The 21,608-nt window shown below is 39.8% G+C and carries 19 protein-coding genes; 10 read left to right on the forward strand and 9 right to left on the reverse strand.

All coding sequences use genetic code 11. The annotated features are described in order from the left end of the window. Positions 1-29: 29 nt before the first annotated feature. Positions 30-1,058 (reverse strand): outer membrane protein Omp38, encoded by a 1,029-nt coding sequence (omp38, locus tag MKL36_RS05685; RefSeq protein ID WP_000777889.1) that lies wholly within the window; start codon positions 1,056-1,058, stop codon positions 30-32. A gap of 380 nt (positions 1,059-1,438) precedes the next feature. Between omp38 and MKL36_RS05690 the strand changes: the two genes are divergently transcribed. From MKL36_RS05690 to MKL36_RS05700, 3 genes are all read left to right on the forward strand, one after another. Further along, the gene (locus tag MKL36_RS05690; protein ID WP_000477151.1) at positions 1,439-1,954 is read left to right on the forward strand and encodes a GspH/FimT family pseudopilin; all 516 of its coding nucleotides are present in this window, start codon (positions 1,439-1,441) and stop codon (positions 1,952-1,954) included. Between the two features lie 108 nt (positions 1,955-2,062). Continuing rightward, a complete protein-coding gene (locus MKL36_RS05695; RefSeq protein WP_000129968.1) occupies positions 2,063-3,238 on the forward strand; it encodes a thiolase family protein in 1,176 nt (391 codons plus the stop codon). Between the two features lie 125 nt (positions 3,239-3,363). Continuing rightward, positions 3,364-3,807 (forward strand): VOC family protein, encoded by a 444-nt coding sequence (locus MKL36_RS05700; RefSeq protein WP_001176580.1) that lies wholly within the window; start codon positions 3,364-3,366, stop codon positions 3,805-3,807. Between the two features lie 42 nt (positions 3,808-3,849). Here MKL36_RS05700 and MKL36_RS05705 read toward each other — a convergent pair whose 3' ends face one another. The 6 genes from MKL36_RS05705 to MKL36_RS05730 all read right to left on the reverse strand — a co-directional run bounded on the left by MKL36_RS05705 (position 3,850) and on the right by MKL36_RS05730 (position 11,658). Continuing rightward, positions 3,850-4,203, reverse strand: coding sequence for a DMT family transporter (locus MKL36_RS05705; protein WP_000457779.1), 354 nt, complete (start codon positions 4,201-4,203; stop codon positions 3,850-3,852). A gap of 81 nt (positions 4,204-4,284) precedes the next feature. Beyond that, positions 4,285-4,770, reverse strand: coding sequence for a DUF934 domain-containing protein (locus MKL36_RS05710; protein WP_000935252.1), 486 nt, complete (start codon positions 4,768-4,770; stop codon positions 4,285-4,287). Continuing rightward, complete coding sequence (locus MKL36_RS05715; RefSeq protein ID WP_000281766.1) at positions 4,763-6,406, reverse strand: nitrite/sulfite reductase; 1,644 nt, start codon at positions 6,404-6,406, stop codon at positions 4,763-4,765. The genes MKL36_RS05710 and MKL36_RS05715 overlap by 8 nt, the downstream gene beginning before the upstream one ends. A gap of 166 nt (positions 6,407-6,572) precedes the next feature. Further along, positions 6,573-8,978: a glucose/quinate/shikimate family membrane-bound PQQ-dependent dehydrogenase gene (locus MKL36_RS05720; protein ID WP_001075596.1), complete on the reverse strand. Its 2,406-nt coding sequence runs from the start codon at positions 8,976-8,978 to the stop codon at positions 6,573-6,575. Positions 8,979-9,151: 173 nt separating this feature from the next. Then, positions 9,152-10,384 (reverse strand): carbohydrate porin, encoded by a 1,233-nt coding sequence (locus MKL36_RS05725; RefSeq protein ID WP_079377343.1) that lies wholly within the window; start codon positions 10,382-10,384, stop codon positions 9,152-9,154. A gap of 155 nt (positions 10,385-10,539) precedes the next feature. After that, the gene (locus tag MKL36_RS05730; protein WP_000205324.1) at positions 10,540-11,658 is read right to left on the reverse strand and encodes a CaiB/BaiF CoA transferase family protein; all 1,119 of its coding nucleotides are present in this window, start codon (positions 11,656-11,658) and stop codon (positions 10,540-10,542) included. A gap of 210 nt (positions 11,659-11,868) precedes the next feature. Between MKL36_RS05730 and MKL36_RS05735 the strand changes: the two genes are divergently transcribed. The 5 genes from MKL36_RS05735 to MKL36_RS05755 all read left to right on the forward strand — a co-directional run bounded on the left by MKL36_RS05735 (position 11,869) and on the right by MKL36_RS05755 (position 17,706). Then, complete coding sequence (locus tag MKL36_RS05735) at positions 11,869-12,879, forward strand: AraC family transcriptional regulator (protein ID WP_000085721.1); 1,011 nt, start codon at positions 11,869-11,871, stop codon at positions 12,877-12,879. 170 nt (positions 12,880-13,049) lie between these two features. After that, on the forward strand, positions 13,050-14,255 hold the full coding sequence (locus MKL36_RS05740; protein ID WP_001287646.1) for an acetyl-CoA C-acetyltransferase: 1,206 nt from the start codon (positions 13,050-13,052) through the stop codon (positions 14,253-14,255). 20 nt (positions 14,256-14,275) lie between these two features. Then, complete coding sequence (locus MKL36_RS05745) at positions 14,276-16,411, forward strand: 3-hydroxyacyl-CoA dehydrogenase NAD-binding domain-containing protein (protein ID WP_021511291.1); 2,136 nt, start codon at positions 14,276-14,278, stop codon at positions 16,409-16,411. A 164-nt stretch (positions 16,412-16,575) separates the two neighbouring features. Then, a complete protein-coding gene (locus tag MKL36_RS05750; protein WP_001280986.1) occupies positions 16,576-16,830 on the forward strand; it encodes a hypothetical protein in 255 nt (84 codons plus the stop codon). A 15-nt stretch (positions 16,831-16,845) separates the two neighbouring features. Beyond that, positions 16,846-17,706 (forward strand): patatin-like phospholipase family protein, encoded by an 861-nt coding sequence (locus MKL36_RS05755; RefSeq protein ID WP_021511290.1) that lies wholly within the window; start codon positions 16,846-16,848, stop codon positions 17,704-17,706. A 29-nt stretch (positions 17,707-17,735) separates the two neighbouring features. Here MKL36_RS05755 and MKL36_RS05760 read toward each other — a convergent pair whose 3' ends face one another. Next, positions 17,736-18,155 (reverse strand): GNAT family N-acetyltransferase, encoded by a 420-nt coding sequence (locus MKL36_RS05760; RefSeq protein WP_000278733.1) that lies wholly within the window; start codon positions 18,153-18,155, stop codon positions 17,736-17,738. 12 nt (positions 18,156-18,167) lie between these two features. After that, entirely contained in the window at positions 18,168-19,379 is a 1,212-nt protein-coding gene (locus MKL36_RS05765; RefSeq protein WP_021511289.1) for a class I SAM-dependent methyltransferase, read from the reverse strand. A 127-nt stretch (positions 19,380-19,506) separates the two neighbouring features. Between MKL36_RS05765 and trhA the strand changes: the two genes are divergently transcribed. Both trhA and MKL36_RS05775 read left to right on the forward strand, forming a co-directional pair. After that, positions 19,507-20,148: a PAQR family membrane homeostasis protein TrhA gene (gene trhA, locus MKL36_RS05770; RefSeq protein ID WP_001984806.1), complete on the forward strand. Its 642-nt coding sequence runs from the start codon at positions 19,507-19,509 to the stop codon at positions 20,146-20,148. 134 nt (positions 20,149-20,282) lie between these two features. Continuing rightward, positions 20,283-21,593 (forward strand): MFS transporter, encoded by a 1,311-nt coding sequence (locus MKL36_RS05775; protein ID WP_000446412.1) that lies wholly within the window; start codon positions 20,283-20,285, stop codon positions 21,591-21,593. Positions 21,594-21,608: the final 15 nt, after the last annotated feature.

Raw genomic sequence — 21,608 nt, forward strand, 5'->3', positions numbered from 1 at the left:
GTCGCTTTTTTACTGTTCAAGAACTCAAATTATTGAGCTTGTTGACCAGGTTGAACTACTACAGTACGGCTACCAGTGATTGTCGCGAATACACGACGGTTCATAGCACGACCTTCTTTAGTTTTGTTGTCAGCAATCGGTTGATCCCAAGCGAAACCTTGAGTAGACAAACGAGAAGCGTCAACGTTGTATTCGTTTACAAGAGCTGATTTAACAGAGTTAGCACGAGCTAAAGATAAACGTTCGTTTAACTTACGTGGACCAGTGTTATCTGTGTGACCTTCGATACGTGCAGTAGCGTTAGGGTATTCAGATAATTTTTCAGCAACTTTAGCGATTTCTGGCTTGTACTGGTCTTTGATGTTTGATTTGTTAGTATCAAAGAACACACGAAGTTCCATGTTAAGGTCTTCAGTTAACTCTTGTGGTTGTGGAGCAACTGGAGTTGGTTCAACTGGAGCAACTTCTACTACAGGAGCAGCAGGCTTCAAGTGACCACCTAGAACTACGTTTAAGCCAGCAAGAGCAGTGTAGCGCCAGTATTTTTCATCAAAATCATACGTACCGCGAGCTTCTGTACGAAGAGACAAAGCATCGTTCAAGCGATAGAAAGCACCTACACCGGCATTACCGATAGTATCTTTCTTGTCTTCATAGATACCATCAAACTCAGTTTTAGTTTGACCCGCACCTAACAATACGTATGGCTTAAATTTGCTGTCATAGTTTTTAGTGATTAAATCAGAAGTTGCATAGAAGTTACCAGCAATAGTCTTCTGTTTGTACTCAGCGCCTTGAACGCCAGTACCATCAAGATCACCTTTTACTTGATTATATTCAGCTTCAAAACCTAACCAAGGTGTTAACTCAACACCCAGACCAGCACCAACAAATAAATCATCTTGCAATTCAGCATGATCAGTTAATTTATTGTTGTTGTGCTCGCTGTCTTGCCAAGTATAACCAAGCAATAATGGAGTAACTGTTACGCCAGCATTAGCAGCAGCTAATGGAGCAGCAACAAGCATAGTAGCAAGTGCAATACGACTCAATTTCATGGATATCCTCCAGAGATAACAATTGTTGTTCAAGCTCAGCCTAAATTTATTGGCCCCTGAGATATTTTTTACCCCAGTATTATTTTTAAGCTATTCACATTTGAATCATACAAACACTTGATAGACTTTCCAAGTGCTTGATAATTTTAATCAAGTAAATTATTGACAAAATTACTTACAATTTCCGTTGTAATTCGGTAATTTTTTACCCAACTAGCAAATATGAACAACTTCTTTGTTTCGCTTACCGTGATTTTACCAGTATTCTAGCCGACTGATAACCCTTATTTAATTTTGTGTTTCCTCATTATAAAAAATAATATAAATCATTGTCAGAAAACATAAAATTGCTCTATTTATACATATATTAAGGTTTTTTAATGTTTAAATCTCCTGGTTTTACTATAGTTGAGCTCACTATAACACTCGTAATTCTTGTGATTATGTCAGTTATAGCCATTCCTTTATACCATCAATTTATGGCATCTGTAGAACTAAAAAATACGCCGCGCATACTCACAATTCATATACAAAAAGCCAAATATGACGCAATTATTAGGCATAAGAATGTTGTTCTTTGTCCAAGTTCTGATCAATTGGTCTGCAATACGAATTGGGATAACCGCGTAATCAGCTTTGTAGATAATAACCGTAATCTACAGCATGATTTAAATGAAGAATTATTGACCTCTATAGATCTTAACCATCACTACGGTTCTATGAAATTACAACGTTTTGGAAAAAAACAAAATAGTATTATTTTTCAAGGTAGTTCTGGACTACCCATCGAGTCGAATGGCAGTTTTATCTATTGTTCTTATGACCAGCTTAAAAACTTTAAATTAATTCTTAGCAAAATGGGCCATGTGCGCTTAGAAGAGCTTAAAAATTGTTAGAACTCTACAGTCTAATGCAGAAGCTAACCCGTTCTTCATTTTGCAATATACTGCTTAGGTTTTAAACATTTCTTATTTTGAGATTAAGAACAATCGGAGATTACAACAATGACTGACATCGTAATTGTTAATGGTGCTCGTACTGCTATGGGTGGTTTTCAAGGATCACTATCAGGACTAACTGCTCCTGAATTAGGAGCAGTAACAATTAAAGAAGCAATCGCACGAGCAGGTTTACAGCCTACAGATGTCGAAGAAGTCATTATGGGTTGCGTACTACCAGCGGGTTTAAAGCAAGGCCCTGCTCGTCAAGCCATGCGTAAAGCAGGTTTACCTGATTCAACAGGAGCTGTGACAATTAATAAGCTTTGTGGTTCAGGTATGAAGGCGGTAATGCAAGCGGCTGATATGATTAAAGCAGGAAGTGCTGAAATTGTAGTTGCCGGTGGTATGGAGTCGATGACCAATGCACCTTATGTCTTACCCAAAGCACGTGCAGGATACCGTATGGGCCATGGTGAAATTAAAGACCATATGTTCTTTGATGGTTTAGAAGATGCTGAAACTGGTCGTTTAATGGGTTCATTTGCTCAAGATATGGCAAATACACGTGGTTATACTCGTGAGCAAATGGATGACTTTGCAATTCGCTCTTTAAAACGTGCTCAAACTGCGATTACTGAAGGCTACTTCAAAGATGAAATTGTACCTGTTACTGTTTCTACCCGTAAAGGTGATGTCATTGTCGATCAGGATGAACAACCTTTAAATGCCAAGATTGATAAAATCCCATCACTTAAACCAGCTTTTGCAAAAGACGGTACAATTACTGCTGCAAACGCGAGTTCAATTTCTGATGGTGCTTCTGCACTAGTTTTAACATCGAGTGAAGTTGCAGCACAGCGCGGCTTACAACCACTTGCAAAAATCATAGCCACTGCGTCAAATTCTCAACATCCTTCAGAATTTACAATTGCTCCTGTTGGCGCTATTGAAAAAGTACTTAAAAAAGCAGGTTGGAATGCTCAGGACGTTGACCTTTGGGAAATTAATGAAGCTTTTGCTATGGTAACGATGTGTCCAATTGATGATTTCAAACTTGATCCAGAAAAAGTCAATATTCATGGTGGAGCATGTGCACTTGGTCACCCTGTAGGATCGACAGGTTCTCGTATTATTCTTACGCTTATTCATGCGCTTAAACGTACTGGTGGTAAAAAGGGTGTCGCTGCTCTTTGCATCGGCGGTGGAGAAGCAACAGCTGTTGCCATCGAAATTCTTTAACTAAAGCCTTTTTAAAATCCCACTTCGGTGGGATTTTTTATGAAAAAACTACAAAAAATGACCCACAAAATCTCTTTTCCGTTTTAACTTATTCTTCTAAATGAAAACAACAATGGACAATAACAATGCAACTCAATCACTATCTCAATTTTCAAGGCCAGGCAGAGCAAGCTTTTAATTTTTATAAATCAGTATTCGGCGGTGAATTTGCCATGCTGAGCCGCTATAGCGATATGCCGCCTCATGACGGTGTCACGTTATCGGAAGCTCAAAAAAATTTAGTGCTTCATGTTTCCCTGCCGATTAACGAATACACTGTACTCATGGCATCAGATGTCATCGATCAATTCTGTACACCAAATAGTGTATTTACTCAGGGCAATAATCATTACATTGCAATTAACCTTGAAAAAGATGAGCAAGAAAAGGCAAAGCAACTTTTTGATGCCTTATCTGTAAATGGCAAAATTGAAATGCCACTAGAAAAAACGTTCTGGGGCGCTTTATACGGTGCTTTTACTGATCAATTTGGTGTCAAATGGATGGTTAACTGCCAGTTAGATACTTAAGTCTTTAGCCCTTATAGAGATCTCAGTGTTTCTATAAGAGCTTTAAACATCGATATTAGAGTATTGCGCAATAATCATTAAGCCGACTGTAATAAAACCAATCCCAATCCATCCTGCGACATCAATGTTTTGCCCAAGAAAAATCTTTGCGAGAAAAGCGGTCGCCAATACCCCCACCCCAGACCACAACACATATAAAATTCCAGCTTGCATATATTTCAAAGCAATAGCAGCACATGCAAAAGAGATAATATACAAAACTAGAGCAATCCCCTGAGCAGTTTTATTAACTAATCCATTGCCTTTAGCCGAATAAAAGGTTGAAAGTACATCCGTCACAATAGCGAATATTAACCACAAAGCACCAGGATTTATTTTTGAAATTAAAGCGAACATTCTTATTCTTCAATTCAGTTATTAAAAAATTATTTATAAAAAAAGCTGAACCTGAGTTCAGCCTTTTCACTTAGAAGCTATTTAAGCACCAGTTTGATAACTTGCTTTTGGCACAGCTGTTGAAGCTTGATAAGGATGAGTAAAGTCTTGCAAACCAGCAGCAGCTTCTTGCACATCTTTACCTTCTTTGATAACAAAACTATCAAAACCTGAACGTTTTAAATAATTTAAGACATCCTTAAATACATCACCTGTTGCACGTAGTTCACCTTGGAAACCTTGGCGACGTAATAATGCAGCAAATGAATAACCTCGCCCATCTCCGAAACCTGCGAACTCAATGAAGATTGCATCAAGTTCACTTAATGGAAATGTATGATCTTCTGGTGAATCGTTCACAGTCACATACAAAGCTTTTTTACCTTGAATGTTAGCTAATTGATCGAGTTGAGCTGTTGTTACAACAACATCACCTTGAGGAATCACACCATCTTCAGCAATGATTTGATAAGTATTATCTGCAATCGTGCCATCTTTATAAAGCACAGGTAGAGCTGTATTAAGCATATGCACGCTCCTTAAATGGTTGAATTCCTACACGGCGATATGTATCAACGAAACGCTCACCTTCAGTACGTAAATCAAGATACGTATTTAATACTTCTTCAATGACATCAGGCACGGCTTCTGCTGCAAATGATGGTCCTAAGATGTCACCAATTGAAGCATCATGGTCTGAATTACCACCTAATGTAATTTGATAGAACTCAGCGCCTTTTTTATCTACACCTAAAATACCGATGTTACCCACGTGGTGGTGGCCACAAGCATTCATACAGCCAGAAATATTTAAGTCTAAATGGCCAAGATCATAAACTTTATCTAAATCTTCAAAACGGCGTGTAATCGCTTCAGCAATAGGAATTGATTTCGCATTTGCAAGTGAACAGAAATCACCACCCGGGCAGCTAATAATATCGGTAATAAAGCCGATATGCGCACGAGCCATATTGTGTTGTTCAAGCGCTTGCCATACATCGAACAAATCTTTTTGAGGTACATCTGCTAAAGCAATGTTTTGTTCGTGAGTCGTACGAAGTTCACCAAACGTATATTTATCAGCGAGATCTGCAATGAAGTTCATTTCTTCAGTGGTCATATCGCCCGGTGCGATGCCTGCACGTTTTAAAGAAATCGTAACAATACGATAGCCCTTTACTTTATGTGCATGCGTATTGATATTGAACCATTGTTTGAATTTTGGATGCTCAGCAAATAAAGCTGTAAAGTCTTCATCTTCTAAATCTTGATAATCAAACGGCGTGAACTCTTCGTCTAATTTTTTCAAGATTTCTGGCTGAATTTTTAATGTTTCACGTGTGTGTTCAAATTCAGCTTCAACTTTCTGTGCAAATACTTCAGGCGTTAATGCTTTAACCAAGATTTTGATACGCGCCTTATACTTGTTATCACGACGGCCATGTAAGTTATAAACACGTAAAACTGCTTCTAAATAAGCAATTAAATCTTCACGTGGTAAAAACTCACGAATGACACTACCAATAATCGGAGTACGGCCTAAACCACCACCCACCATGATTTTATAGCCCATCTCGCCTGCTTCATTACGCACGATATACACACCAATATCATGGAATGCTGTTGCTGCACGGTCTTTTTCTTCAAGTGCAGAAACGGCAATTTTAAATTTACGTGGTAAGAATGCAAATTCCGGGTGGAATGTACTCCACTGACGAATCAATTCACATGTTGGGCGTGGATCAGCAATTTCACCAGCAACTACACCTGCATACTGGTCAGTAGTCGTGTTACGAATACAGTTACCACTGGTTTGAATGGCATGCATTTGTACAGTTGCGAGTTCAGCTAAAATTTCTGGCACATCTTCAAGTGCAGGCCAGTTTAGCTGAATATTTTGACGCGTAGATACGTGTGCATAGCCACGGTCATATTGAGTTGATACTTCAGCAATTTTACGTAATTGTTTTGAGTTCATTAAGCCATACGGCACAGCAATACGTAGCATTGGTGCATAACGTTGCACATATAAACCATTTTGCAAACGTAATGGGCGGTATTCATCTTCAGAAAGTTTGCCCGCTAAATAGCGCTCTGTCTGATCGCGGAACTGAGCAACTCGTTGATTAATCAGCTGCTGATCGAAATCGGTATATAAATACATGGCGTATGGCTAGTAGATTCATTATTAAGGCGGATAGCATAGCGAGCTTTTATTCATCAATAAAATGCTTTTTTTGCATATTTAATAACGGTTTTATTGATAAGCTTTAATCTAAATTGACATAAAAAAAGCCCAGATAAATCCGGGCTTTTTTGATAGCAAACTTTTATTTGTTATCTGGTAATGCATAAGCCACTAAATAGTCGCCCATTTTTGTACCAAATGAACCATGACCACCGGCCATAATTACAACATATTGTTTACCATTAATTTCATAAGTCATTGGTGTTGCTTGTCCACCTGCTGGTAAACGCGCTTCCCAAAGTTTCTCACCATTCGTTACGTTAAACGCACGGATGTAGTTATCTTGAGTTGCACCAACAAACATGACATTACCTGCGGTAGAAATAGAGCCACCTAAACCAGGAACACCAATTTTTACAGCTGGTAACTGGAACAAGTTCGGTAAACTGTCACGAATTGTACCAATACGTTTTTTCCAAACGACTTCATGAGTTTTCAAATCTACGCCAGCAACATATCCCCAAGCAGGTTGTTTACAAGGTAAACCAAGTGGAGATAAGAATGCGCTGATTTCAACACCATAAGGTACGCCATACATTGGCTGTACACCCTGCTCAGTTCCCGCACCTTTTGCAGTTTGCGCACGGTTTGGATCAGCAGGAATTAAACGACTCACGAATGGCAAACCAATCGGGTTCATTACAGCAACTTGACGGTCAGGGTTAACTGACATACCGCCCCATTCAAACACACCCAAGTTACCAGGGAAAACTAAAGTACCGTTTTCAGATGGTGGCGTATAAATACCATCGTAATTGAGGCGTTTGAAAGACACACGACACATAAGCTGATCAAGCATAGTGGCACCCCACATATCTTTATCAGTTAATTTATCTTGTGGTGCCAAGTTCAAATCAGAGAATGGCTGAGTTTTTGAATAATGCTCGCCTTTAGTCTGTGGTCCGCGTTTAACTGTTTGTGGAACTGGTTTCTCAGTTACAGGAACAATTGGCTGACCATTACGACGATCAAGAACAAAGGCATTACCTGTTTTGGTCAAGACATAAATTGCTGGAACAGTTTTACCAGATTTGTCTTTAATATCTGCCAAAGATGGTTGTGACGGTACGTCCATATCCCATAAATCGTGATGGGTTGTCTGGAAGTTCCAAATCAATTTACCTGTTGAAGCGTTAATCGCTAACATAGAGTTTGCATAACGTTCTTTCAACTCAGTACGGTCACCACCCCAGATATCTGGAGTACCTACACCTGTTGGAACATAAACGATATCAAGTTTGGCATCGTATGCTAAAGGTGCCCAAGCATTTGGTGAGTTATGAACAAAGGTTGTACCTTCACCTGGCATTGCATTTGGATCTGCTGCACCAGTATCAAATACCCAAAGAAGCTTACCAGTGTTTACGTCATATCCACGGATAACACCTGATGGCTCTTTATTTGAATAGTTGTCGGTAACTGAACCGGCAATAACCACTGTTGAACCAGTAACAACACCTGGAGATGTTGGGTTATAACCACCTGGATAAGCATATGGCATGAATTCTTGTAAATTCACTTCACCATTTTGACCAAAGTCAGTACATGCTTTACCTGTGTCAGCATTTACAGCAACTAAACGTCCGTCATTGACTGGAACAAAGACTTTACGTGGACATTGAGTTGAAGTCGACTTTTTAGTTTGTAAGCTTGTCGCAAATTCAGTTGTGTTGTTTGCATCGTAATACATTACACCACGACAAGTTAAATGCTGGAACGATTTATCCGTTTTAAGCTTCGGATCAAAACGCCATTTTTCTTTACCTGTAGCTGGGTCAATCGCAATTAATTGCTGGTGAGCCGTACAGATAAACATGTTATTACCAATTTTAATTGGTGTAACCTGATTGGTTGTTTCGCCAGAGTCATTATCTGTTTTGAAATCACCAGTACGGAATGTCCAGGCAACTTTCAAATCTTTTACGTTCTGGTCATTAATCTGTTTCAATGGCGAATAACGTTCACCAGCTTGAGTACGACCATAAGCAGGCCAGTCGCTCTCTGCAACGCCTGGAACGGCTTGAGCAGTTTCTGGTTGAGGTGTCTTGATTTCACCATTAATTTCTTGCGGATCATTGAAGATAGAATAAACCATCAACACGATTGCAATTGCTAAAGTTGAAGATAAGGCAACTTTACTTGATCCAAGGTTGTTGATTCCACGAGTTACAGCCGGAACCAATAACCATAAACCAAGAATACCTAAAATATCTAAACGTGGTGCAAGCGCCCAAAAGTCTGTTCCAACTTCCCATACACTCCAGATAATAGTACCTAGCATTAATGCGGCATAAACCCACAAAGCAGCAGAAGCGCGCTTGTAGAGTTGCCATGCAACAATGAGAAGTAAGACTCCAGCTACAATATAGTAAATTGAACCGCCTAGTGTAGCGAGCCAAATACCTCCAATTAGCAGGAATAACGCCAATAACCCAATAATAATTACGGTAAAAGTCGTTAAACCTGATCTTGAAGAAGGTTGATTCATAAACCACCTCTTATCAATCATCATTTTTATCGGAAAGATGTGCCAAAAAACTTATAGAAAAATGACATCACCAATACGTCTAAAACAAAATTCAGGCATAAAGAAAAAAACGGAAGGTCAGGATACTTCAATCAATGATTTAACCCTCGACAATCCGTTTTCGGAATAATTACTTAGAATGCAGTTGAGAACTTAATACCGCCTACCCAAGTGTTATCACCATTTTTTAATGCACCAACATGACGAACATATTGCACATTTGGACGAATAGTTAGCCAGTTAGTGGCATGAATACCATAGTAAAGCTCGGTATTATATTCGGTGTCGTATTCTTTGGCTTGAACATCGCTCCAATCATCATTGATATGGATACGAGCAACACCAAGTGCCAACTCATCTTGAGGGCGTTGATTCAGCAAACCTTTATAGACTAAGCCTATATTTTGCATGTTATCAACTTTGTTGGTATCTGAGTCGTGGAAAGTTAGGTTCACAAACCCTGTTAAACCACGGTCAGTTTGATCAGCTGGCTGGAATAATTTCTGTTTTGCAGTTACCCAAACACCTTGCTTATGAGATGTTTTAGTTGAATCTGCAATTTCTTTGGCATCGGCAGTACTATAGTAATAACCTAAACGGTATTCACCAGGCATGCTTTGCACACCTAATTTAGGTGACCAAACTACTTCTGCTGGAATAATTGCACCGTGAGAACCATCTGTACTTAGGTTGAAGCCTTTGCCACGTTCCAAGTTTTCAGGGTTATATTCATATACACCCACTTGTGTATATAAATCAGGTTGCAAGTTATATTTGACACGCATTGCCCATTGGCTAACTGGCCAGTTATACCACTGATCGCCTACCCAGTTACCCACTTGTGAACCACAAAGTGCCAAGTTCTGGAAATCACAGTCAAAACTATTAAAGTCTTCACCCTCACCAAAACGGCCCACTTTAACATCTAACTTCTGATCAAGGAATTTTTTCTTGATCCATAAATCTGTTAAACGCCAAGTTTGTTCACGGCCCCACACTTCTTGAACAGAACTTTGGTGCCCAGCCAATGCTGGAGAATGTTCAGAAAGCGATTGCCCATCACGATAAGTTAATGTGATTTGAGCTTCTGTATCTTGCCACCCTAAAATTTTACCTAGGTCCAAATGAGAACCTAAAGCAAGTTGCCCTGTATAAGCACTACCGTGTGTAGATGTTTGTTTGGAATCTAAAATACCGGCATATTCACCGGTATATCCAAAAGAAAAATCATAACCTTGTGCTTGCAACGCTGTACGTTGCCCGTTCCAATCACCCAACATCCAAGAACCATTTGGGTCAAATGCAGCAGCAGCTTGTGCATGCTGAACAAAAAGAGTAATTGATAAAACGGATAAACAGGAAACCATCAAAGATTTATGCGTTTTCATGTTTACGAACCTTTTATGTCTTTGTTTATAAAGGTTACGCTAATTTTATGTAAAGAAATTATTCAAAATGTTAATCAATTGATTATTCAGATAATAATTTCAATACATACTGTATAAGAAATAGCCCCTCAACCTCACCAATGCCCTTCGCCAAGTTTTTGACCTACAAAGGAATATCTCATTTGCGAACGTGAAAACTTAATTGGGCATGCAATTTGTGGTTCTGTATCTGGCGTATTATTTTGCAAAGGAACATTCACAATCCATCCACGTTGTTGTGCTAACGGTGAATTTAAAGCCTCACTTAAACTCAATACGGGTTCTACACAAACATCGAGATTTGCAAAAATTTCATGCCATTCTTTGAATGTTTTGGCTTTAATTTTTTCTTGAATGGCTTGCTTAACTTCCTGTCGATCTTGCTCATCTAATGACGCACCTTTTTGTAATAACACAGGTAAGTCTAATGCCGCAGACAAACCTGCCATAAATTGTGGTTCAAGGCTACCGATAGAAAGATAACGACCATCTTGCGTCATATAATAGTCATAGAAAATCCCTCCATTGAGCATCCCCTGCTCGGGCGCCTGTTCAACTTGTGCGGCAAGCGTGGCTGAAGCTGCCATACTATTTAGACTTGCAACACAGTCCGTCATGGAAATATCAATATATTGACCTATACCGCTACGGCTGCGTTCAACTACAGCAGCCAAGATCGCAATAACTGCATGTAATGAACCACCAGCAATATCGGCAACCTGAATACCAAGCGGTGGCGGACCGCTATCTTGTCGGCCGCTATACCCAGCAATACCAGCTAAAGCTAAATAATTAATGTCGTGCCCAGCCCGATCTTTATAACTTCCAGTTTGGCCATAACCTGTAATTGAACAATAAATTAAACGCGGGTTAATTTCTGCAAGGGTGGCATAGTCCAGCCCTAAACGGCGCATGACATCTGGCCGAAACTGCTCAATCACAATATCAAACTCAGAGATCTTGGCTTTAATCAGATCAATACTTGCAGCATCTTTTAAGTCGAGAACAATCGACTGCTTATTTCGATTTAGATAACTATGTGCAGTCGCCTGTCCATTTGCATAGGGCGGCATAATCCGAATGAGGTCTGGACGTGATGGAGATTCAATATGGATGACTTCTGCCCCCATATCGGCTAAATACATTGTGGCGAAAGGTCCAGGTAAGAGCGTCGAGAAATCGAGAACTTTAAGTCCATTTAATGCAGTCGTCATCGTTTTTTTAACCACTATTATTCGAATTTTCTTTTATATTAGTTAAGCAAATATTCTAAAACAATGTCATGTTCAGCCATTTACCTTGATCATTTCGGCAATTTAACATGTAAAAAGTGCTTTTACACTGTTGTAAATCGCCAATTTATTTTTTTAGACGGTCATTTAGGTCAATTTAAAGTGAACATCAAAGAGACTGAAGGATTCAATATGAGTCGCGATACGATTAGCATCCACTTCGTGAATGCGGCTTTGACAGGCGTAAAGCGCCTTGGCATGGATGTCGAGACGTTACTTTCACATGTGGGTATCGAAGCGGAACTATTACGTCAACCTAAAGCTCGAATCTCACCAGAACAATATACCCGTTTTATAAAAATGTTATGGATGGTCACACAAGACGAACACGTTGGTTTCGATGTACAACCGCGTCGTTTGGGCACTTTTGCCATTATGTGTCAGTTGATTATTCATGCAAAAACCTTGGGCCAAGCCCTTGAACTTTCATCTCAATTTTACAAATTATTTGGTGATGAATGGTCAGTAACGCTGGAGCGTGACAAACACGAAGCACGTTTAGTACCTCTCATTCCAAAAACATTAGATCCGGATCATTTCATTACTGAAAGTATGCTCATGATCTGGCATGGATTGGCATCATGGCTGATTGAACGTCGCTTACCATTAGAACGTGTTCATTTTAGCTATCCACGTCCTGCACATGCAGATGAATATGACGCTTTATTCTTTGCGCCGGTTATGCAATTTGACGCACCGCGTACCGAAATAACCTTTGCGGCTGATTATCTTGATTTGCCAATTCGCCAAGATGAAAAAACATTAGAAGAATTCTTAAAAGCAGCCCCTGCTCAGCTTTTAGTAAAATTCAAAAACACCAATTCGTTGACTTCACGTATTCGTGAAGTACTCAAAAGCCAGATTGGTGAAGAAATGCCAACGCTCAATGACGTTGCATCCATGTTGTATTTATCTCCGCAAACTTTACGCCGCCGCCTAGCTGCCGAAGGAAAAAGCTATCAGGGCGTGAAAGATGCTTTACGCCGAGATGCTGCGATTCATTTATTACTCAATCCTGAATTAACACTTGAAGATGTTGCTCAGCAAGTCGGTTTTAGTGAAACCAGTACATTCCACCGCGCATTTAAAAAATGGACTGGCGTTACTCCAGGTCTATATCGCCAGCTCCATGGTTACCATTAATTCTTAAATCTCTTTAGTTTCACATTTAGCCCAAGTTCAACTTGGGCTTTTTTGTATCGCCATTGGCAAAAATCATCACCTGACTGGTGCGCTTATCGTCATTGCACTCCCTCTTAAAAACAGTACACTCAAAACACGACAAAGTTTAAGTAATAAAAAAAGGAACTGTTATGAGCGAGGCTTATATTATTGACGCCATTCGCACACCACGCGGAAAAGGAAAAAAAGACGGCTCTCTTTACGAAGTAAAACCAATCACATTACTCACCACTCTATTAAACGAATTACAGCAACGCCATCAACTCGATACATCTAAAGTAGATGATATTGTTCTGGGCTGCGTAACACCAATTGGTGATCAGGGCGGTGATATTGCCAAAACAGCAGCGATTGCAGCGGGCTGGAATGATGATGTTGCAGGTGTGCAAATTAACCGCTTTTGTGCTTCAGGTTTAGAAGCGGTCAACATGGCAGCCATGAAAGTTCGTTCTGGTTGGGAAGATTTAGTTGTTGCTGGTGGCGTTGAATCAATGTCACGTATCCCAATGGGTTCTGATGGCGGACCATGGGCCTTAGATCCGGAAACCAACCTTAAATCATCTTTTGTTCCACAAGGTGTCGGCGCTGACCTCATTGCAACCTTAGATGGTTATAGCCGAGAAGATGTTGATAATTTTGCCGTAAAGTCACAACAAAAAGCAGCGGCAGCTCAAGCAAATGGTTATTTCGATCAATCAGTTGTACCAGTCAAAGATCACGCAGGTGTTGTGATTTTAGAAAAAGATGAATTTATTAAAGGCAATACCACACTTGAGGGCCTCGCAAAGCTCAACCCAAGTTTTGAAATGATGGGGCAAATGGGCTTTGATGCTGTTGCCCTGCAAAAATATCCAGAAGCACAAAAAGTAAATCATGTTCATCATGCTGGTAACTCATCAGGTATTGTCGATGGAGCAGCTCTTGTTTTACTGGCTTCAGAAAAAGCAGTGAAAGAACAAAACTTAAAACCACGCGCTAAAGTTTTGGCGACTGCCCTAGTTGGTACCGACCCAACCATCATGTTAACTGGTCCTGCGCCTGCTGCACGCAAAGCCTTGGAAAAAGCTGGTTTAACAATTGATGATATTGACCTATTTGAAGTTAACGAAGCATTTGCAGCTGTCGTAATGCGTTTTATAAATGAACTCAATGTGCCTGCTGAAAAAGTCAACGTAAATGGCGGTGCGATTGCTTTAGGTCATCCCTTAGGGGCAACTGGTGCCATGATTTTGGGTACATTACTTGATGAGCTTGAACGTCAAAATAAAAAACGCGGTTTAGCAACGCTCTGTGTCGGCGGTGGTATGGGTATTGCCACCATTATTGAACGTGTATAAAAATTTAGGGATATATAAAGATGAGTGCAATTCAATACGAAAAAAATGCCGACAATATTGTCATCTTGACACTTGATTCAACTGGTCAGTCTGCAAATACCATGAATGCAGAATTTCGTGACTCACTTGATGAGGTCACCCAGAAACTTAAAGCAGAAACAGAACTTTCAGGTGTTATTTTTCGCTCAGCAAAAAAAACTTTCTTTGCTGGTGGTGATTTAGATGAACTGATTCAAGTTCAACCTGAGCATGCAACTGACTTTTTCAATATGGTTGAGAAGTTAAAAGGTCATCTAAGAACGATTGAAACACTAGGAGTTCCAGTTGTTGCAGCATTAAATGGCACGGCACTGGGCGGAGGATGGGAAATCGCATTAAGTTGCCATCACCGTATTGCAATCAATGACCCGAAAAGCAAATTTGGCCTACCAGAAGTTACCTTAGGTTTACTACCAGGCGGCGGTGGTATTGTACGTATGGTCCGTCTGCTTGGTCTTCAAAATGCATTCCCATTTTTAATGGAAGGTAAGCAGTTCGGTGTCGATAAAGCAAAATCTTTAGGCTTAATTCATGACACAGCTGAAAATGAACAAGAACTTTTAGATAAAGCGATTGCTTGGATCAAAGCCAATCCAAAATCTCAACAGCCTTTTGATGTGAAGGGTTATAAAATTCCGGGTGGCGATCCAAAAACTCCGGCAGTTGCACAAGTTCTCGCTATTGCACCAGCCATGTTAAAAGACAAAACCAAGGGCTGCTATCCTGCTCCTGAAGCGATTATAGCTGCTGCAGTTGAAGGTGCTCAAGTTGATGTCGATACCGCCTTGCGCATCGAGTCTCGCTACTTTACTCAACTAGCAACAGGCCAAATTTCTAAAAATATGATTGGTACTTTCTGGCACGGCCTAAATGCAATTAAGTCGGGTGCTAGCCGTCCTGCTGATATTGCAAAATGGCAAGCCACTAAAGTGGGCGTGTTGGGTGCGGGCATGATGGGTGCGGGTATTGCCTACGCCACTGCAATTAAAGGCATTCCTGTTATCCTTAAAGATGTATCTGTTGAAAATGCTGAAAAAGGCAAAGCTTATTCTCAGAAATTGCTAGATAAACGTGTTTCACAAGGCCGCATGACGGCAGAAAAACGTGATCAGATTTTATCGCTCATTACGGCTACAGCTTCTGCTGAAGACTTACAAGGTTGTGACCTGATTATTGAAGCCGTATTTGAAAACCAAGAGCTCAAAGCGAAAGTCACTCAAGAAGCTGAACACTACTTAGCGCCTAATGGTGTAATGGCATCAAATACATCAACTCTACCGATTACAGGTTTAGCGCAAGCAAGCAAGAATGATAAAGCGTTTATCGGTCTGCATTTCTTTAGCCCTGTCGACAAAATGCAATTGGTTGAGATTATTAAAGGTAAAAACACCTCCGCAGAGACACTTGCCAAAGCCTATGACTTTGTACAGCAAATTGGAAAAACACCAATCGTTGTCAATGACAGCCGTGGCTTCTTTACCAGTCGTGTGTTTGGTACTTTTATTCAAGAAGGTATGCGCTTACTTGCAGAAGGCGTCCATCCAGCGCGTATTGAAATGGCAGCACTGAAAGCTGGCATGCCGGTAGGACCACTTGCGATTCAAGATGAAGTGTCTTTAACTTTAACCGAGCATGTTGCAAGTGAAACGCGTAAGGCACTACAAGCTGAAGGCAAAGAGTTACCGAAAACACCGGTAGATGAAGTGATTCATACCATGATTCATGAATTAAACCGTAAAGGTAAAGCTGCTGGCGCAGGTTTTTATGATTATCCTGAAAATGGTAAAAAGCACCTATGGGAAGGCTTAAACCGTTGGCAAAAAGATCATGATATCTCCGAGCAAGATATGATTGACCGTATTTTGTTTGTACAAGCCTTAGATACCCTACGTTGTTACGAAGAAGGGGTATTAGAGTCAGTGATTGATGCCAATGTCGGTTCTATTTTTGGAATTGGTTATGCCCCGTGGACGGGAGGAGCGATTCAATTCTTAAATCAATATGGTATTGATAAAGCAAAAAAACGTGCCGAAGAGTTGGCTGCCAAATATGGTGAGCGCTTCACGCCCCCAACATTGCTAAAAACTAAAGCCGAGCAGAAGCAAAATATTCAATAAGTTAGAGCTCTTGAATATTTAAGAATTGCATAAACCTTACCCATATAAATATATTTTATTTATATGGGTTTTTCTTTATGTCCTTTAAGATTTCAGCCTTATACCTAAATATGCTATAAATAGACTTCATTTCTGTGCTTCTACAGCACATTCGAGATATCCTTATGTCCGATAAAAATTCTTCCGAATCAGCAATTTTAGGCTGGAAATTTGTTCTAATCGTCGGTGTTTTAAGTGCGATCTTCCTTGGCTTTTTCTATTTAGCAATGAGTAATGAGCCTGACTATATGCCAGGAGCACAGCGCAAAGCTCAACAGCATGAAATGCAGCAAAAAGCTGAGAAATCAACAGATCAGCAAACTCAGCATGACAATATGCCTGAAATGGACATGCAAGAACATCAGCATTCACATCAGTAATCAGATATTTTTCAAATGACAGATTTTTCTCGCAATGCACTGGTTGTAGAAGGTGGAGGCATGCGTGGTGCCTTTACCAGTGGTGTACTTGATGCTTTTCTACAACAGCAGTTCAACCCTTTTGATTTATATGTGGGCGTATCTTCTGGTTCGACCAATGTAGCTAACTACTTGGCAGGCCAACAAGGTCGCACGTTAACCTTCTATATTGATCATTCACTACGTCCTGAATTTATCGATTACAAACGCTTCTTTAAAGGTGGTGATTTACTCGATTTAAAATGGATGTGGGAAATTGGCGAGCAAGAACATCCTCTCGATCAACAGAGCCTTTTTGCCAAAAATCCAGATTTTTATATGGTATTGACGCATGCTAAAACAGGGCAAGCCGAATATCTCCGTGCCGGCAAAGACAACCTGTTAAATGCACTTCGTGCGTCTAGCTCAATTCCGGTTTTAACCCGTCATCCGGTCGATATTATGGGTGAACCCTATTTTGATGGTGGCGTTGCAGATGCCCTACCTGTCCGCTGGACAGCCCAGCAAAGTGGTGTCAAAAAGCTATTAGTTTTACGCACTCGTCCGAAAAACTACTTTAAAGCAAGTAGTCGAGGCGACCAATTCCTTGCGAAATATGCTTTTAAACACCATTACGGTTTTGCAAATAGTTTGCGTAACCGCTGTGCCCGTTATAATGCTTCAGTTGAATTTGTTCGTAGCAGTAACCCTGAACAGCAAATTTTAGAGGTATGTCCACCGCCTCTTAAAAATATGGCAGGGCGTTTAACGACAAATCCGAAAAAGCTTCGTTACAGTTATGAAGTTGGTTTGGAAACAGGCTTACAAGCCATCGAAAACTGGAATGCGATGAAGTAATTCAAAGTTGAGATTTCTAAAAAGGAATCTCAACTTAACGCTAAAGTCATATCAATATGTGGAATACCACAGTCTTGGTAAACTTCACCCTGCACTTTGAAACCTAAAGCTTCGTAAAAAGCCGTCACATAGGTTTGCGCGGAAAGCTTTAAATAAGGCAATTTATGTTGGCGCGCATATTCAATAATATGCTGCATTAGAATTTTACCTATACCCTGCTTTCGATAAGGCATTAAAACAGCAACACGCCCTACGCTATGCTGCGGCAACAAACGTGCTGTAGCGATAGGCTGCCCTTCGTCATACACCATAAAGTGCATAGCGATGCTGTCAAAATCATCCCATTCATCTTCGGGTGCAATGCCTTGCTCTTGAATAAAGACTTGTTCACGGATGTATTTAGCACCTTTCTCAAGCTGTTCCCAATCACCCGCTATAACTTTATACATCCACTCACCTTCCTAGCATTTGCAGCCAATATTTTCGATCGGCAACTGGTCTTGTAATAACAATTCCAAAGTCTGTTTTTTAATTCCATACATTTCTTTCAATGCTTGAATTTGAGCCATAATCTTGGCATCAGGTTGTGTCACGTTTTTGCGTTTAGTCGCCAAAATCATTTTATTTTTGCTGGTATGTTCAAGCGATACAAACTCAAAAACTTTAGTTTCATAACCATATGCTTTTAAAAGTAACGCACGTAAGGTATCGGTCAACATCTCGGCTTGTTGTCCCGCATGAATACCAAACTGTAGCATGGGTTGTAAAACTTCAGGACTATGTAGTTGTGGACGCAATTCTTTGTGACAGCATGGTGCGCACATAATCATCGAAGCATTTAAGCGAATTCCAGTATGGATAGCAAAGTCAGTCGCAATATCACAAGCATGTAAAGCAATCATAACGTCCAGCTTTTCCGGCTGATAACTACGAACGTCACCTTCAAAAAAGTCTAAATGATTAAAATGTACTTTGTCTGCAACGTTCTGGCAAAATTCCACTAAATTACGGCGCAGCTCTACACCCGTAATGAGCGGAACCTTTTGTTGTTCTTGTAAATAATCATACAAAGCAAAAGTTAAATACCCTTTTCCTGAACCAAAATCGACAATATTTAACTCTTTCTGCTCAGCATCAATCTGCTCATATGCGCTCGCAAAAATTTCGATAAATTTATTAATCTGCTTCCATTTACGAGCCATGCTTGGAATGATTTGAGCTTTCTCATCGGTAATGCCAAGCTCTTTTAAAAATGCACTACCCTGCTGTACATAACGTTGTTTCTCACGATCATGAGCTTGTACAGTTGGAACGGTAGTCACGCTGTGTTTTTTACCCATATTAAGCATGGCTTTTTTCTTATTTTTTTTAAGCTGGATTTCTTGATGAGTGGAAAATAAATTCGCTTGCTTGCATTGCGTAATCAGTGCTGCAATCTGTTCTAAGCCATCTTCGAATGAATAATTTTTAGTCACATCTTGGGTAGTATGATGATATAGCGCGGAAAGTTGTTTTTTTCCATGTAGCTCCACAACACGGAAAGTAATTTTTTCCAGCTGTGTCAACTCTCCTTTATATTGGCTCAAAATCAAACGTTCAAAAGTCTGCTGATCAAGCATTTGTTTGATTTCATGAAAGAATTGCTGTTCTTGCTCAAAGGAGAAAACCGACACTGATATACCTAAAAAATGGTGACTCATATAAAGTGAAAGTTTAAAGGGTATAGGATTAAAAATAAAATAACTTTACGACTGTTTTGTATTTCTATACATTTGTATTTTTAATCAAAAAAATAAACTTATGAGTAAATCGGTGTTAGAAACCTACGACCCAAAAGAAGAACTTTTTAATGCCTACAGCCATGGCGCTGGTGTGGTTATGGCAGTAATTGCCTCTGTCTTTTTAATTATAAAAGGATCTTATCTTTCCACTGCCCAGTGGATAGGTTTATGGGTATATGCTTTTAGCTTAATTCTCGTGTTTACTAGTTCGACTCTCTATCATTTTGCACAAACACAAAATTTACGTTACTGGTATAAAAAACTCGATCACACGGCTATTTATTATTTAATTGCTGGAACATATACCCCGTTCTTAAGTATTGCTATACCTACACAAAAAGCTCATATTTTACTTATTGCGCTCTGGAGCATTGCTGCAATTGGTACACTTTTCAAGTTAGTTTTTATTCACCGTTTTCAGAAAATTTCGCTACTTGCTTATGTTCTGATGGGTTGGCTTGCCGTTTTTGTAATGGATGATATGCGAACCTATTTAAGCAAAGATACTTTGATGTTATTGATTACTGGAGGTTTAGCTTACACCGTTGGAGCATTGTTTTACGCGTTAAAAAAGGTAAGATATACCCATGCGATATGGCATATTTTTGTGCTTTTAGGTGCAGGTGCACACTTTCTTGCTATCTATTGGTACGTTGTTTAGTCCATTTTTCACTCATATTCAGTGATCCTGAAAGAGTCATGGATGATGTTCTTTCACGCTATTCTTTTAAGAAAAATATGCCTTTAAAGAGAATAGTAAATTAAAAATAAATTTTAACTGATATAAGGACTTATATGGAGTCAACCTCTGCGACTGCTGCTCCTGTAGTAGCCACCAATTCGAAAACACGGGTTTTGTTTGCAAGTTTAGTCGGTACAACCATTGAGTTCTTCGACTTTTATATCTATGCAACTGCTGCCGTTATCATTTTTCCACATCTATTTTTCCCTGCCAGTAGTGGTAGTGCCGCAGTCTTACAATCACTTGCAACTTTTGCAATCGCCTTTATTGCCCGTCCTATCGGTGCAGCACTATTTGGGCATTTAGGAGATCGTATAGGTCGTAAAGCAACATTGGTGGCAGCATTGCTCACTATGGGTATCTCAACCGTATGTATTGGCTTATTACCAACCTATGCTCAGATTGGAATTGTCGCGCCTTTATTGCTCGCCTTATGTCGTTTAGGACAAGGCTTAGGCTTAGGTGGTGAATGGAGTGGTGCTGTTTTACTTGCTACAGAAAATGCGCCTGAAGGCAAACGTGCATGGTATGGCATGTTCCCTCAACTTGGCGCACCTATCGGTTTTATTTTAGCAACTGGTTCTTTTTTACTTCTAAGTGCTGCTATTCCTGAGCAAGCATTCATGCAATGGGGCTGGCGTATTCCTTTTATTGCAAGTGCTGTCTTGGTTATTGTCGGCTTATACATTCGTTTAAAACTTCATGAGACCCCTGCTTTCCAGAAGGTTTTAGATAAACAAAAAGAAGTCAATATTCCATTTAAAGAAGTGGTGACAAAACACACGGGCAAACTTATTCTCGGTACAATTGCAGCAATCTGTACCTTCGTTGTGTTTTATTTAACTACAGTATTCGCACTTAACTGGGGAACAACCAAACTAGGCTATGCGCGTGGTGAGTTCTTAGAACTTCAACTGTTTGCAACCCTTTGCTTTGCAGCCTTTATCCCTCTTTCTGCCATTTTTGCAGAAAAATTTGGCCGTAAAGCTACTTCTATTGGTGTATGTATTGCTGCTGCAATTTTCGGACTGTTTTTCTCTAGTATGTTAGAGTCTGGAAACACACTCATTGTATTTTTGTTCTTGTGTACTGGCTTATCAATTATGGGTTTGACCTATGGTCCAATTGGTACTGTCCTTTCAGAAATTTTCCCAACCTCAGTACGTTATACGGGTTCAGCTTTAACGTTTAACTTGGCTGGTATTTTTGGTGCTTCTTTTGCACCGCTTATTGCAACTAAACTTGCTGAAACATATGGTTTATATGCAGTTGGTTATTATCTTACAGCAGCATCACTTTTATCATTAATCGCGTTTTTATTAATACGCGAAACAAAAAATGTAGATGTAAATAATCAGATTTAAATATTTTCAAACACC

The organism is Acinetobacter sp. AOR12_HL (genome assembly GCF_027855275.1).
Lineage (GTDB): Bacteria > Pseudomonadota > Gammaproteobacteria > Pseudomonadales > Moraxellaceae > Acinetobacter > Acinetobacter baumannii.

Coding starts and splice junctions, on each gene's coding strand:
- omp38 (WP_000777889.1), bottom strand. CDS start 1,058: ATGAAATTGAGTCGTATTGCACTTGCTACTATGCTTGTTGCTGCTCCA.
- MKL36_RS05690 (WP_000477151.1), top strand. CDS start 1,439: ATGTTTAAATCTCCTGGTTTTACTATAGTTGAGCTCACTATAACACTC.
- MKL36_RS05695 (WP_000129968.1), top strand. CDS start 2,063: ATGACTGACATCGTAATTGTTAATGGTGCTCGTACTGCTATGGGTGGT.
- MKL36_RS05700 (WP_001176580.1), top strand. CDS start 3,364: ATGCAACTCAATCACTATCTCAATTTTCAAGGCCAGGCAGAGCAAGCT.
- MKL36_RS05705 (WP_000457779.1), bottom strand. CDS start 4,203: ATGTTCGCTTTAATTTCAAAAATAAATCCTGGTGCTTTGTGGTTAATA.
- MKL36_RS05710 (WP_000935252.1), bottom strand. CDS start 4,770: ATGCTTAATACAGCTCTACCTGTGCTTTATAAAGATGGCACGATTGCA.
- MKL36_RS05715 (WP_000281766.1), bottom strand. CDS start 6,406: ATGTATTTATATACCGATTTCGATCAGCAGCTGATTAATCAACGAGTT.
- MKL36_RS05720 (WP_001075596.1), bottom strand. CDS start 8,978: ATGAATCAACCTTCTTCAAGATCAGGTTTAACGACTTTTACCGTAATT.
- MKL36_RS05725 (WP_079377343.1), bottom strand. CDS start 10,384: ATGGTTTCCTGTTTATCCGTTTTATCAATTACTCTTTTTGTTCAGCAT.
- MKL36_RS05730 (WP_000205324.1), bottom strand. CDS start 11,658: ATGACGACTGCATTAAATGGACTTAAAGTTCTCGATTTCTCGACGCTC.
- MKL36_RS05735 (WP_000085721.1), top strand. CDS start 11,869: ATGAGTCGCGATACGATTAGCATCCACTTCGTGAATGCGGCTTTGACA.
- MKL36_RS05740 (WP_001287646.1), top strand. CDS start 13,050: ATGAGCGAGGCTTATATTATTGACGCCATTCGCACACCACGCGGAAAA.
- MKL36_RS05745 (WP_021511291.1), top strand. CDS start 14,276: ATGAGTGCAATTCAATACGAAAAAAATGCCGACAATATTGTCATCTTG.
- MKL36_RS05750 (WP_001280986.1), top strand. CDS start 16,576: ATGTCCGATAAAAATTCTTCCGAATCAGCAATTTTAGGCTGGAAATTT.
- MKL36_RS05755 (WP_021511290.1), top strand. CDS start 16,846: ATGACAGATTTTTCTCGCAATGCACTGGTTGTAGAAGGTGGAGGCATG.
- MKL36_RS05760 (WP_000278733.1), bottom strand. CDS start 18,155: ATGTATAAAGTTATAGCGGGTGATTGGGAACAGCTTGAGAAAGGTGCT.
- trhA (WP_001984806.1), top strand. CDS start 19,507: ATGAGTAAATCGGTGTTAGAAACCTACGACCCAAAAGAAGAACTTTTT.
- MKL36_RS05775 (WP_000446412.1), top strand. CDS start 20,283: ATGGAGTCAACCTCTGCGACTGCTGCTCCTGTAGTAGCCACCAATTCG.